General features: G+C 64.3%; 14 protein-coding genes and 1 pseudogene. 11 read left to right on the forward strand and 4 right to left on the reverse strand.

From position 1 onward, the window contains the following. Positions 1-29 precede the first annotated feature (29 nt). The 9 genes from rsfS (at position 30) to lipB (ending at position 8,399) form a co-directional block, all read left to right on the forward strand. Complete coding sequence (gene rsfS / locus SA190iCDA_RS06870; protein WP_027903646.1) at positions 30-389, forward strand: ribosome silencing factor; 360 nt, start codon at positions 30-32, stop codon at positions 387-389. Between the two features lie 9 nt (positions 390-398). After that, positions 399-866 carry a 23S rRNA (pseudouridine(1915)-N(3))-methyltransferase RlmH gene (gene rlmH / locus SA190iCDA_RS06875; protein ID WP_070884288.1) on the forward strand — a complete coding sequence of 156 codons (468 nt, stop codon included), beginning with the start codon at positions 399-401 and terminating at the stop codon, positions 864-866. 12 nt (positions 867-878) lie between these two features. Beyond that, complete coding sequence (gene mrdA, locus SA190iCDA_RS06880) at positions 879-2,783, forward strand: penicillin-binding protein 2 (RefSeq protein ID WP_070884287.1); 1,905 nt, start codon at positions 879-881, stop codon at positions 2,781-2,783. Between the two features lie 44 nt (positions 2,784-2,827). Continuing rightward, entirely contained in the window at positions 2,828-3,931 is a 1,104-nt protein-coding gene (gene rodA, locus SA190iCDA_RS06885; protein ID WP_170833915.1) for a rod shape-determining protein RodA, read from the forward strand. Between the two features lie 17 nt (positions 3,932-3,948). After that, positions 3,949-4,962 (forward strand): lytic murein transglycosylase B, encoded by a 1,014-nt coding sequence (gene mltB, locus SA190iCDA_RS06890; protein ID WP_070884285.1) that lies wholly within the window; start codon positions 3,949-3,951, stop codon positions 4,960-4,962. Next, entirely contained in the window at positions 4,959-5,972 is a 1,014-nt protein-coding gene (locus SA190iCDA_RS06895) for a septal ring lytic transglycosylase RlpA family protein (protein WP_070884284.1), read from the forward strand. Before mltB ends, SA190iCDA_RS06895 begins: the two co-directional genes overlap by 4 nt. Before the next feature lie 282 nt (positions 5,973-6,254). Continuing rightward, on the forward strand, positions 6,255-7,430 hold the full coding sequence (locus SA190iCDA_RS06900; RefSeq protein ID WP_070884283.1) for a D-alanyl-D-alanine carboxypeptidase family protein: 1,176 nt from the start codon (positions 6,255-6,257) through the stop codon (positions 7,428-7,430). A gap of 67 nt (positions 7,431-7,497) precedes the next feature. Continuing rightward, positions 7,498-7,776 (forward strand): DUF493 domain-containing protein, encoded by a 279-nt coding sequence (locus SA190iCDA_RS06905; protein WP_070884667.1) that lies wholly within the window; start codon positions 7,498-7,500, stop codon positions 7,774-7,776. A 65-nt stretch (positions 7,777-7,841) separates the two neighbouring features. Then, on the forward strand, positions 7,842-8,399 hold the full coding sequence (gene lipB / locus SA190iCDA_RS06910; RefSeq protein ID WP_236101243.1) for a lipoyl(octanoyl) transferase LipB: 558 nt from the start codon (positions 7,842-7,844) through the stop codon (positions 8,397-8,399). Positions 8,400-8,478: 79 nt separating this feature from the next. Here the strand turns inward: lipB and lipA are convergent, their stop codons facing one another. Both lipA and SA190iCDA_RS06920 read right to left on the reverse strand, forming a co-directional pair. Continuing rightward, complete coding sequence (gene lipA, locus SA190iCDA_RS06915) at positions 8,479-9,531, reverse strand: lipoyl synthase (protein ID WP_070884281.1); 1,053 nt, start codon at positions 9,529-9,531, stop codon at positions 8,479-8,481. Between the two features lie 127 nt (positions 9,532-9,658). Then, the gene (locus SA190iCDA_RS06920; RefSeq protein ID WP_070884280.1) at positions 9,659-10,054 is read right to left on the reverse strand and encodes a RidA family protein; all 396 of its coding nucleotides are present in this window, start codon (positions 10,052-10,054) and stop codon (positions 9,659-9,661) included. A gap of 127 nt (positions 10,055-10,181) precedes the next feature. Here SA190iCDA_RS06920 and SA190iCDA_RS06925 point away from each other — a divergent pair, with 127 nt between their 5' ends. Both SA190iCDA_RS06925 and SA190iCDA_RS06930 read left to right on the forward strand, forming a co-directional pair. Further along, positions 10,182-11,108, forward strand: a complete 927-nt coding sequence (locus SA190iCDA_RS06925; protein WP_070884279.1) for a LysR family transcriptional regulator — start codon at positions 10,182-10,184, stop codon at positions 11,106-11,108. A gap of 139 nt (positions 11,109-11,247) precedes the next feature. Then, a complete protein-coding gene (locus SA190iCDA_RS06930) occupies positions 11,248-11,817 on the forward strand; it encodes a pseudouridine synthase (RefSeq protein ID WP_070884278.1) in 570 nt (189 codons plus the stop codon). Positions 11,818-11,838: 21 nt separating this feature from the next. Here SA190iCDA_RS06930 and SA190iCDA_RS06935 read toward each other — a convergent pair whose 3' ends face one another. Then, positions 11,839-12,237, reverse strand: coding sequence for a globin (locus tag SA190iCDA_RS06935; protein ID WP_070884277.1), 399 nt, complete (start codon positions 12,235-12,237; stop codon positions 11,839-11,841). A gap of 62 nt (positions 12,238-12,299) precedes the next feature. Next, positions 12,300-12,493 (reverse strand): annotated as a pseudogene (locus SA190iCDA_RS06940) (DUF2788 domain-containing protein). Between the last annotated feature and the right edge of the window lie 68 nt (positions 12,494-12,561).

Here is a 12,561-nt window from a genome sequence, read left to right on the forward strand (position 1 = left end):
CAAACGAGCACGTTATGACAGACAAAACCATGCACAGTGAAGACCTGGTCAAAGTGGCCATCGCAGCACTGGAAGAAATCAAGGCCCAGGACATCACCACCATCGACGTGCGTGAGAAGACCAGCATCACCGACTACATGGTGATCGCCAGCGGTACCTCCAGCCGTCACGTCAAGTCGCTGGTCGACAACGTGCTGGAAAAGACCAAGGAGCAGGGCGTGCGCCCGATCGGCAGCGAAGGCCTGGACAGCGGCGAGTGGGCCCTGCTCGACCTGGGCGACATCGTGGTTCACGTGATGCTGCCGACCACCCGCCAGTTCTACGACCTGGAGCGTCTGTGGCAGGGCGCCGAGCAGAGCCGTGCCCAACAGGGCGGCGAGCGCGAGTAAGGGCTTTCCGTGCGCATCAAACTGATCGCGGTCGGCTCGCGCATGCCGCGCTGGGTCGGGGATGGCTGGCAGGAATATGCCAAGCGCATGCCGTCCGAGCTGTCCCTGGAACTGGTGGAGATTCCCCTGACCACCCGCGGCAAGAATGCCGACGTGGCGCGGATGATCCGCCAGGAAGGCGAGGCCATGCTGGCCAAGGTGCAGCCCGGGGAACGCATCGTCACCCTGGAAGTCGAAGGGCGACCCTGGAGCACCGAGCAACTGGCGGTCGAGCTGGACAAGTGGCGGCTGGATGCGCGCACGGTCAACCTGATGGTCGGCGGCCCCGAAGGGCTGGCGCCGGAAGTTCAGGCGCGTAGCGAGCAGCGCTGGTCGCTGTCGCCACTGACCCTGCCCCACCCGCTGGTACGGATACTGGTCGGCGAACAGATCTATCGTGCCTGGACGGTGTTGTCCGGTCACCCTTATCACAAGTAGTCAGCGGTCCCGATGCCCCAGCCGATCCGTCTAAAAGATCACGAGAAGGACGCGCGCCTGATTCGCAAGCGCGCGCTGGTCGGTGGCTCGGTATTCCTGGTGCTGACCCTGGTGCTGATCGCCCGCATGTACTACCTGCAGGTGATCCAGTACGAGTACCACTCCACCCTGGCGGAAAACAACCGTATCCATGTGCAGCCGATCCCGCCCAACCGCGGGCTGATCTACGACCGCAACGGGGTGATCATCGCCGACAACCGGCCCAGCTTCAGCCTGACCCTGACCCGCGAGCGCGCTGGCGACTGGAAGCAGGTGCTGGACGTGATCGTCGAGGTGCTGGAGCTCACGCCTGATGATCGCGAGCTGTTCGAACGCCGGGTGAAACAGGGGCGGCGGCCGTTCGAACCGGTGCCGGTGCTGTTCGAGCTCAGCGAGGAACAGATCGCCCGGCTGGCGGTGAACCAGTTCCGCCTGCCCGGCGTCGAGGTGGTGGCGCAACTGGTGCGGCACTATCCGCAGCGCGAGCACTTCGCCCACTCGGTCGGCTACGTGGGGCGTATCAACGAGCGAGAGCTCAAGGAGCTCGATCCGGTGGAGTACAGCGGTACCCACCATATCGGCAAGACCGGTATCGAGCGCTTCTACGAGGATGAGCTGCACGGCAAGGTCGGCTATGAAGAGGTCGAGACCAATGCTCGCGGCCGCGTACTGCGCGTGCTCAACCGTACCGACCCATTGCCCGGCCGGGACGTGGTGCTGACCCTCGACGTGCACCTGCAGGAAGTCGCCGAGAACGCCCTGGGCGGTCGCCGCGGCGCGGTGGTGGCGATCCAGCCGCAGACCGGCGAGGTGCTGGCGATGGTCAGCCAGCCGAGCTTCGACCCCAACCCCTTCGTCACCGGCATCAGCTTCAAGGCCTACGCCGAGCTGCGCGATTCCATCGACCGGCCGCTCTACAACCGCGTGCTGCGCGGCCTCTATCCGCCGGGCTCGACCATCAAGCCGATGGTCGCGGTCGCCGGTCTCGATGCCGGGGTGGTGACGCCAACCTCACGGGTGTTCGACCCCGGCTTCTATCAGTTGCCTAACAACAGCCACAAATACCGCAACTGGAACCGCAGTGGCGATGGCTGGGTGGACCTGAACACGGCGATCATGCGTTCCAACGATACCTACTTCTACGATCTGGCCCACAAGATGGGCATCGATCGCCTGCACGACTACATGACCCGTTTCGGTATCGGTCAGCGCGTGTCCCTGGACATGTTCGAGGAAACCGCCGGCCTGATGCCGTCGCGGGACTGGAAACGGGCCCGCTATCGCCAGCCCTGGTACCCGGGCGAGACGCTGATCCTCGGCATCGGTCAGGGCTACATGCAGGCCACGCCGCTGCAACTGGCCCAGGCCACCGCACTGGTGGCCACCCGGGGCAAGTGGATCCGCCCGCACCTGGCGCGCACCATCGACGGCAGCCTGCCCCATGACCCGAATCCGATGCCGGATATCGTGCTGCGCGACCCCAAGTATTGGGATTATGCCCGGCAGGGCATGGAATCGGTGATGCACGGCGCCCGCGGTACCGCGCGCAAGGTGGGTGATGCCGCCGCCTACCGGATTGCCGGCAAGAGCGGCACGGCCCAGGTGGTGGCGATCAAGCAGGGCGAGAAGTACGACCGCAGCAAGGTCCAGGAGCGCCACCGTGACCACGCGCTGTTCGTGGGTTTCGCGCCGGCGGACAACCCGCAGATCGCGGTCGCGGTGATGGTCGAAAACGGTGAGTCCGGCTCCGGGGTCGGTGCACCGGTGGTCAAGCAGGTGATGGATGCCTGGTTGCTCGACGAGAACGGCCAGCTCAAGGCCGAATACGCCAAGCCCGGTGCTGCGGCGCCGCTCAATGCAGAGGTGAAGCAACCATGAGCCTGACCGGCAGCTTCGACCGCACGCTGTCCAGCGACGACGTCCTGCGTCGCCGCTCCAGCCTGCTGCAGCGCCTGCATATCGACGGCATTCTGCTGCTGCTGTTGCTGCTGCTCGCCACCGGCAGCCTGTTCGTACTCTATTCGGCCAGCGGCAAGAACCTCGACCTGCTGATGAAGCAGGCCAGCTCCTTCGGCATCGGCCTGGTGGCCATGGTGGTCATCGCCCAGTTCGAGCCACGCTTCATGGCCCGTTGGGTGCCCCTGGGCTACCTGTGCGGGGTCGGCCTGCTGGTGGTGGTGGACGTCATGGGCCACAACGCCATGGGCGCTACACGCTGGATCAACATTCCCGGGGTGATCCGTTTCCAGCCTTCGGAATTCATGAAGATCCTGATGCCGGCCACCATGGCCTGGTACCTGTCCAAGCGCACGCTGCCGCCGAGCCTCAAGCACGTGTCGGTGAGCCTGGGGCTGATCGTCACGCCGTTCGTGCTGATCCTGCTGCAGCCAGACCTGGGTACCTCGCTGCTGATTCTCGCTTCCGGTGCCTTCGTGCTGTTCATGGCCGGCCTGCAGTGGCGCTGGATCGCCGGCGCCGTGGCGGCGGTGGCGCCGATCGCCGTGGCGATGTGGTTCTTCGTGATGCACGACTACCAGAAACGCCGGGTGCTGACCTTCATCAACCCGGAGAGCGATCCGCTGGGCGCCGGCTGGAACATCATCCAGTCCAAGGCTGCGATCGGCTCCGGCGGGGTGTTCGGCAAGGGCTGGCTGCTCGGCACCCAGTCGCACCTGGACTTTTTGCCGGAAAGCCACACGGACTTTATCATTGCCGTTCTGGCCGAAGAATTCGGCCTGATTGGTGTCTGTCTGTTGCTGCTCTTGTACATTCTGTTGATTGCACGCGGTCTGGTGATTACCGTGCAAGCGCAGACGCTGTTCGGTAAGCTGCTTGCCGGCGGTCTGACCATGACCTTCTTCGTTTATGTGTTCATCAATATCGGCATGGTCAGTGGGTTGTTGCCGGTAGTGGGAGTGCCGCTGCCGTTCATCAGTTATGGCGGCACGTCATTGATTACGTTGTTGTCGAGTTTCGGAATCCTGATGTCCATCCACACGCACCGCAAGTGGATCGCTCAGGCTTGATTGGGGTTATGAATTCAATGCAGATTCTGCGTGGCTGGGCCGCACGACATGCACACTGGCTGGCGGTCGCCGGCCTGCTCGGGGCGCCTCAGGCGATGGCTGCCAACGAATACGCGAACTCGCCACTGGTCGGCGAGTTCATCACCGAAATGACCCGCGACTACGGCTTTGCCAGCGAGCAGCTGAGCACCCTGTTCGCCGACGTGGAGCGCAAACAGGCCATCCTCGACGCCATCTCGCGACCGGCCGAGCGGGTCAAACCCTGGAAGGAATACCGTCCGATCTTCATCACCGACGCGCGCATCAACAAGGGCGTGGCGTTCTGGAACGAGCACGCCGAAGCCCTGGCGCGTGCCGAAAAGGATTACGGCGTACCGGCCGAGATCATCGTCGCCATCATCGGCGTGGAAACCTCCTACGGTGGCAACACCGGCAACTACCGGGTAATCGACGCGCTGTCGACCCTGGCCTTCGATTACCCGCCGCGCGCGCCGTTCTTTCGCAAGGAGCTGCGTGAGTTCCTCATGCTGACCCGCGAAGAACAGGTCGACCCGGCCAGCCTGAAGGGCTCCTACGCCGGCGCCATGGGCCTGCCGCAATTCATGCCGAGCAGCTTCCGCGCCTACGCCGTGGATTTCGACGGCGACGGTCACATCAATATCTGGAGCAACCCGACCGATGCCATCGGCAGCGTGGCCAGTTACTTCAAACGCCACAACTGGCAGCCCGGGCAGCCGGTGGCCAGCCTGGCCACGGTCAAGGGCGAGCAGGCCGATCAGGGCCTGAGCTCCGGCCTGGATCCCGAGAAGACCGTAGGCGAGCTGCGTGCCCTGGGCTGGTCGAGCAACGACGTGCTGGCCGACGACCTGCCGGTGACCGCGTTCCGCCTCGAGGGCGCCGAAGGCCCCGAGTACTGGATGGGGCAGCCGAATTTCTTCGTGATCACCCGCTACAACCGCAGCGTGATGTACGCCATGGCGGTCAATCAGTTGTCCGAGTTGCTGGTTCAGGCCCGAGGTGCCAATCAATGACACGCTTGCCGTTCAAGCTGGCCGTTTGCGGCGTCGCTGTTGTGCTGCTGGCCAGTTGTTCTTCCAGCCGCGCGCCGACCAGTTCGGCGCCAAGCCAGGCGGGCAGCTCGATGTCCGGTCCCAGTGATTTCAACCGTCCGCACAAGGACGGCGCGCCCTGGTGGGACGTGGATGTCTCGAAGATCCAGGACGCCATTCCCATGCCGCACTATGGCCCGGTCAAGGCCAGCCCTTACGTGGTCTTCGGCAAGCAGTACTACCCGATCGCCGATGCCCGCCGCTACGTGGCCACCGGCCCGGCGTCCTGGTACGGCACCAAGTTCCATGGCCAGGCTACCGCCAACGGTGAGGCCTATGACCTGTATGGCATGACCGCAGCGCACAAGACCCTGCCGCTGCCCAGCTATGTGCGGGTGACCAACCTGGAGAACGGCAAGAGCGCGATCCTGCGCGTCAACGACCGTGGCCCGTTCTATTCCGACCGCATCATCGATTTGTCCTTCGCCGCCGCCAAGAAGCTTGGCTACGCCGAAAAGGGCACCGCCCAGGTGCGTGTCGAAGGCATCGATCCCACCGAGTGGTGGGCCCAGCAGGGGCGTCCGGTGCCGATGATGATCAAGCAGCCGCAGATGGCCAAGGTGCAGCCCGCGCAGATGGAACAGCTGAAGCTGGCCAACGCGCCGGTGGAGAGCTATTCCCCGCCACCGCAGCAGCACGCTGCCGCCACCGTGCCGGTGCAGATCGACTCAAAAAAAAACGCTTCAGCCGCAGCGTCTGGCCTGTATCTCCAAGTGGGAGCCTTCGCCAATCCCGACGCTGCGGAGCTTCTCAAGTCCAAGTTGAGCGAGTCGGTGAGTGCGCCGGTCTTCATCAACTCAGTGGTGCGCAACCAGCAGATACTGCACCGCGTACGGCTGGGGCCGATCAACAGCCAGGGCGAGGCTGACCGGGTGCGCGACAGCATTCGTGTCGCCAACCTCGGGCAAGCAACCCTGGTCAAGGCGGACTAAGAACCTGCTCACGATCTGCTGCGCGTCGGCGCTACTGCGTTAAAAACAAGCTCGGAATGCTCATTTACCACTTGTAAACTCGTGTGCGAGCCCAATCCGTTCCTCGCTTGTTTTTGCTTGTATCGCTCTAGCTCGCGAGATCGTGAAAAGGTTCTAGGCCAGTTTCTGGCGAGCAACTAAATGCTTCGCCGCCTGACTAAGCAGTGGATCGCCGCGGTGCGGCGCCACGTTTACATGTGCCCGCAAGGGCCTGTTCCACCCTCCAGCGATCTAGAGAGACGGATGAAAATCACCAGCTTCGCGCAACGCATCTTCCTGTCACTTATGCTGCTCGGCACCTCCAGTGCCTGGGCCAACCAGGCGCCGCTGCCGGCTCCCCCGCAACTGGCAGCCAAATCCTATGTGCTGATGGATGGCGCCAGTGGCAACATCCTGGTCGAGAACAATGCCGATCAGCGCCTGCCGCCGGCGAGCCTGACCAAGCTGATGACCGCCTACATCGCCACGCTGGAGATTCGTAACGGCAAGATCGGCGAGCAGGACAAGGTCACCATCAGCGAACACGCCTGGCGTACCGGTGGCGCGGCCTCGGGTGGCTCGACCATGTTCCTGCCGGTCAATAGCCAGGCGACCGTCGACGAGTTGCTGCATGGCATCATCATCCAGTCCGGCAACGACGCCAGCATCGCCATCGCCGAGCACATCGCCGGCAGTGAAGACGCCTTCGCCGATATGATGAACGCCACTGCCGAGCGCCTGGGCATGAAGAACAGCCACTTCATGAACGCCACCGGCCTGCCGCACCCGGATCACTACTCCAGTGCCCACGACATGGCGATCCTGGCCCGTGCGATCATCAACGAGGATGCCGAGCACTACGCCATCTATTCGCAGAAAGAGTTCCTGTGGAACAATATCAAGCAGCCCAACCGCAACCTGCTGTTGTGGCGCGACCGTACCGTCGACGGCCTGAAGACCGGTCACACCAACGAAGCCGGGTTCTGTCTGGTCGCTTCGGCGGTGCGTGACGGCGCACGGATGATCACCTCGGTATTCGGCACCGACAGCGAAAGCGCCCGTGCCGCCGAAACCCAGAAGCTGCTGACCTACGGTTTCCGCTTCTTCGAAACCCGCACCTTCTACCAGAAGGGCGCCGAACTAGCGCAGGCGCCGGTCTGGAAAGGCCAGGCCAACCAGGTCAAGGCCGGCCTGGCTCAGGACCTGACCCTCACGCTGCCCAAGGGTCAGCTGGAGAAGCTGCAGGCGAGCATGACCCTCAACCAGCAGATCACCGCACCGATCGCCCAGGGTGACGTGATCGGCAAGGTGGAAGTGAAGATGGGTGACCAGGTGGTGCACAGCGCCGACCTGGTCGCGCTCGAGGCGGTTGAAGAGGGTGGTTTCTTCCGTCAGCTGTGGGATAGCATTCGGCTGTTCTTCTACGGGTTGTTTAACTGACAGCCAGCCCCCATGTTGCGATGAACGCCCTCGATCCGAGGGCGTTTCATTTGGTTCAGTGGACATCATGACCGATACCGACGTACAAGCTCCGAAAATCGAATTTCCCTGCAAGAACTACCCGATCAAGGTGATCGGCGAGGCCGGCGAGGGTTTCACCGACATGGTGATCGAGGTCATGCAGCGCCACGCGCCTGACTTCGATGCCGGAACCCTGGTGAGCCGCGACAGCAGCAAGGGGCGCTTTCTCTCCGTGCAGGTGCTGATCACCGCTACCGGCGTCGAGCAACTGCAGGCCATTCATGTCGACCTGCGTGCCACCGGCCGCGTGCACATGGTGCTGTAGTGGCTGCAGCCGACCTGATCGTGCGCCACCTTGGGCAGGTCGACTACCTGCCGACCCTCGAGGCGATGCGCAGGCTGACCGCCGAGCGCGACGAGGCCACGCCGGACGAGATCTGGCTGCTGCAGCACCCCCAGGTGTTTACCCAGGGCCAGGCGGGCAAGCCCGAACACCTGCTGGCGCCGGGCGACATCCCGGTGGTGCAGGTCGAGCGCGGTGGCCAGGTGACCTACCACGGCCCCGGCCAGCTGGTCGGTTACCTGATGCTCGATCTGCGCCGCCTGGACCTGGGCGTGCGCGAGCTGGTCACCATCATGGAGCAGGCGCTGGTCGAGGTGCTCGCCAGCTACGGCGTCGAAGCCGCACCCAAGGCCGATGCGCCGGGCGTCTACGTCAAGGGCGACAAGATCGCCTCGCTGGGCCTGCGGGTGCGCCGCGGCTGCTCGTTCCACGGCCTGGCGCTCAACGTCGACATGGACATGACGCCTTTCCAGCGCATCAACCCGTGCGGCTATGCCGGTTTGCAGATGACCCAGTTGAGGGATCTGGTAGCTGCGCCGCCTGCCTTCGACGAGGTCGCCAGGCGTCTGGAGCAGGCGCTACGCCACGGATTGGGCTACGCCTAGGGTTGCAAGCAACGAAAAGGGACGCCGAGGCGTCCCTTTTTCGTTTGTCCGGTTGGCCGAAGGCTCAACCAGAGCGTACTCAGTTGACGTTGAGCGTGGGGATCAGGCTGCTGTCGAGCTGCTGGCCCGGCACCGGCACCGGTGCGGCGAGGCCCAGGTTGTTCTTCTCGAACACCTTGTCGGCGCGATAGCTGGAGCGCACCAGCGGGCCGGCCGCCACTTCCATGAAGCCCATCTGCAGGCCGATGTCGCGGAAGCGATTGAATTCGTCCGGGCTTACCCAGCGCTTGACCGGCAGGTGGTTGCGGGTCGGCTGCAGATACTGGCCTAGGGTAAGGATATCCACGCCCACGGCGCGCATGTCCTGCATGGCCTCGAACACTTCGTCGTCGGTCTCGCCCAGGCCGAGCATCAGGCTGGTCTTGGTGAGCACGTCGGGGCGATGGTGCTTGGCATGGGCCAGCACGTCGAGGGTCTTGCGGTAGCCGGCGCGCGGGTCGCGTACTTCGCGGGTCAGGCGGTTGACCGTCTCGACGTTCTGGGCGAACACCTCGAGGCCGGAGTCCACCACGCGCTCGATGCATGCCAGGTCGCCGTCGAAGTCCGGCGTCAGGGCTTCGACCACCACCTGCGGGGTGTTGGCCTTGATCGCCTGAACGCAGGCGGCGTAGTGCGCGGCGCCACCGTCGGGCAGGTCATCGCGGTCCACCGAGGTCAACACGATGTAACGCAGGGCCATCAGCTCCACCGACTTGGCGGTGTTCTGCGGCTCTTCCTGGTCCAGCCAGCCGTTCGGGTTGCCGGTGTCCACCGCACAGAAGCGGCAGGCACGGGTGCACACCGAGCCCATCAGCATGATGGTGGCCGTGCCGTTGGACCAGCACTCGCCCATGTTCGGGCAGTGCGATTCCTGGCAGACGGTGCTCAGGCGGTGCTCACCGACGTTACGCTTGACCGCTTCGAAACGGCTGCCGCCCGGTGCCTTGACCCGCAACCAGCTCGGCTTGGGTTCGTACACCTTGGCTTCGGTCGAGGCGCGGCGCTTCTGGCCGTCCTTGATGGCGGTAATACCCTGCGCGGTACGGAATTTGTCGCCGCTGGCAACGGGCTTCTGGGGGGCAGTATCGGACATCGAAAATCTCGGCTCCGGTAGGGGCTGCGGTGGCGGGTGGGCAGCTTTTGGCCGCCGCGCAGTGTATCACACCGCTCCGCGGCAAGCGCCTGAGCGTGCGCCCCTGGCCGGACTGTTGCATCGGCACTCAGGCGGTGGGCAGCTTGGCGATCACCTTGATCTCGAACTGGAAACCGTACAGCCAGGTCACGCCCACGCAGGTGATGTTCGGAAAAGGCGCCTGGCCCCAATACTCGGGCACCACTTCCCAGATGGTCTCGAAGCGCTCTTCGGGGTTGACGATAAATACCGTCACGTCGACCACGTCGTCGAAGCTGCAGTCGGCGGCCGCGAGCACCGCATTGAGGTTCTCGAAGGCCAGGCGAACCTGGGCCTTGAGTTCCGGCTCGGGGGAGCCGTCCGGCCGGCTGCCCACCTGGCCGGATACGAACAGCAGGCCGTTGGAGCGCACCGCCGGTGAATAGCGATTGCGCTCGTAAAGGGCCTGGCGGCCGGCGGGGAAAACCACGTCGCGAGTTGTCATGTCGTCTCCTCTGGGCCTCTGGGCCCTTTCAAGTGATGAGTTCACTTTAGAAACGCAGGGGTGCTGGATAAACCGCTCACTTCGATCAACACTGTTTGCAAATTCCAAACAATCATCGGTGGAGCTGATGGATCGATTCGATGCGATGCGCGCCTTTGCCCGGGTGGTGGAGACGGGCAGCTTCACCAAGGCCGCCGACACCCTGCACATGAGCAAGACCAGCGTGACCCAGCTGGTGCAGCAGCTCGAGGCGCGCTTGCGCGTGCGCCTGCTGAATCGCACCACCCGCAAGGTGGCGGTGACCGCCGACGGGGCCGCCTATTACGAGCGCGTGGTGCGCCTGCTCGCCGACATGGACGACGCCGAGACCAGCCTGTCGGACGCCAGCAGCCAGCCGCGCGGGCGTTTGCGCGTCGATGTGCCCAGCCCGTTCGCGGGGATGATCCTGGTGCCCTCGCTGGCGGCCTTTCATGCCCGCTACCCGGATATCCAGCTCGACCTGGGCGCCAGTGACCGCCTCGTCGACCTGCTGGGCGAGAACGTCGATTGCGTGATCCGCGGCGGGGAGATCACCGATCAGTCGTTGATGGCCCGCCGCGTCGGCGATCTGCGTTCCGGGGTCTATGCCGCGCCAGCTTACCTGCAGCGCTGCGGTACGCCGCTGCACCCGCAGGAGCTGGTCGACAGCCACCACCGCATCGTCGGCTTCAAGCGCGCGCGAGCCGGCAAGCTGTTTTCCTACCGTATGCAGCGCGGCCCCGAACGCCTGGAGGTCGAAGGCCGTTACGTGCTGGCGGTGGACGACGGCAATGCCTACCTGGCCGCCGGGCTGGCTGGGCTGGGTGTGCTCTGGCTGCCCACCTACATGGCCGATGAGCACGTGCAGCGCGGCGAGCTGGTCGCCGTGTTCACGGATTGGCAGTTCGAGCCGATGCCCATGTATATCGCCTACCCGCCCAACCGCCACGTCAGTACCAAGCTGCGGGTGTTCATCGAATGGATCGTCGAGCTTATGGCGCTGCACGCGCCGGTGATCGACCGCAGCGGTCGCTGAGCCACCGGGCCGGCGGCCCGGGCGATCCCACGGCCCGACGCCCCGGATAGTGGCGGCTTTGCGGTAAACTGCGCACCCGTTCCGCCAGAACCTTCGCTGCATGTCCCGACCTAAACGCCCCGCCCCGCGCCCCCTTCGTGTGGCCAAGGCCCTGCCTGCCGAGCCACGGCTGATCATGCTGAACAAGCCGTTCGACGTGCTGACCCAGTTCAACGACGACCAGGGCCGCGCCACGCTCAAGGATTTCGTCGCCGTACCCGGCGTCTATCCGGCCGGGCGGCTCGACCGTGACAGCGAAGGCTTGCTGCTGCTGACCAACGACGGTGGCCTGCAGGCGAAAATCGCCGATCCCAGGCACAAACTGGCCAAAACCTACTGGGTGCAGGTGGAAGGCGAGCCCAGTGTCGAGCAGCTGGAGCAGTTGCGCGACGGCGTGCAGCTAAACGATGGGCCGACGCTGCCCGCCGAGGCGCGGCTGCTGGACGAACCCGAGCTGTGGCCACGCAACCCGCCGGTACGCTTTCGCAAGACTGTGCCCACCAGTTGGCTGGAACTGGTGATCCGCGAAGGTCGCAACCGTCAGGTGCGGCGCATGACGGCAGCGGTCGGCTTGCCGACCCTGCGCCTGGTGCGGGTGCGTATCGGCCCCTGGTCGCTGGATGGCTTGCTGCCGGGCGAATGGCGCGACCTGCCACCCAGTCTCAGGTAAGCAGATCGGCTGGCCTGCGTCTCAGGCCTCGTAGCCCGCCTTGATCACGCTGATGCCCTTGATCAGCACTTCGCGCCAGCCTTGCAAAGCGGCCGCATCGGCGTGCTTGTCGTGCTCCATGATGGTCTTGAGCAGCGCCTCCAGCCACAGGTCGTAAAGCTCCGGGCGGATGTCCATGGCGGTGCGCGCATGGGTGCAGCCCAGGGCACGCAGCTTGGTGTCCGGCATGCCGCGGGCGTGCATCACCAGATTGAGAATGCCCTGACGCAGCAGCAATTTCTGCGCAGCCATGTCGGTGTTGGCGAACTTCTCGCGCACGGCCGGCGAACTGTCAAGGAAATACCGGTAGAAATCGTTGAAAAAGGCCGGGCTGGCACAGCAGCGTCCGTAACTCTGCATGACGCGGTCAGTGGCGTTCATGTGTTTCTCCATGGGGGTAGCAGACAAGGCAATGCGGCGGGCGCCGCGATTGTTTTTTTGGTTCAGACGCCTCCCAGGCCGGCGATGACCAGGCCCTTGATAAGAAAGCCGAGCACCCCGAGACCCAGGGCGAAGAACAGGATGAAGGTGCCGAATCGGCCGGCGCAGGAATTTTTCGTCCGATAAAGGCCATGAACAGCACCAGCCCGCCGACCAGCAGGGTCATCATCAGCGCTTCGAAAAACTCGGGTTCCATCCTGCTCTCGGCGGCGATCCATAAGGTGCCGCCTGGGTGCAGGCGGCAAGGCACAACAAAGGTGTGGA

The organism is Pseudomonas argentinensis, assembly GCF_001839655.2.
In the GTDB taxonomy this organism is placed as follows: Bacteria; Pseudomonadota; Gammaproteobacteria; order Pseudomonadales; family Pseudomonadaceae; genus Aquipseudomonas; species Aquipseudomonas argentinensis_B.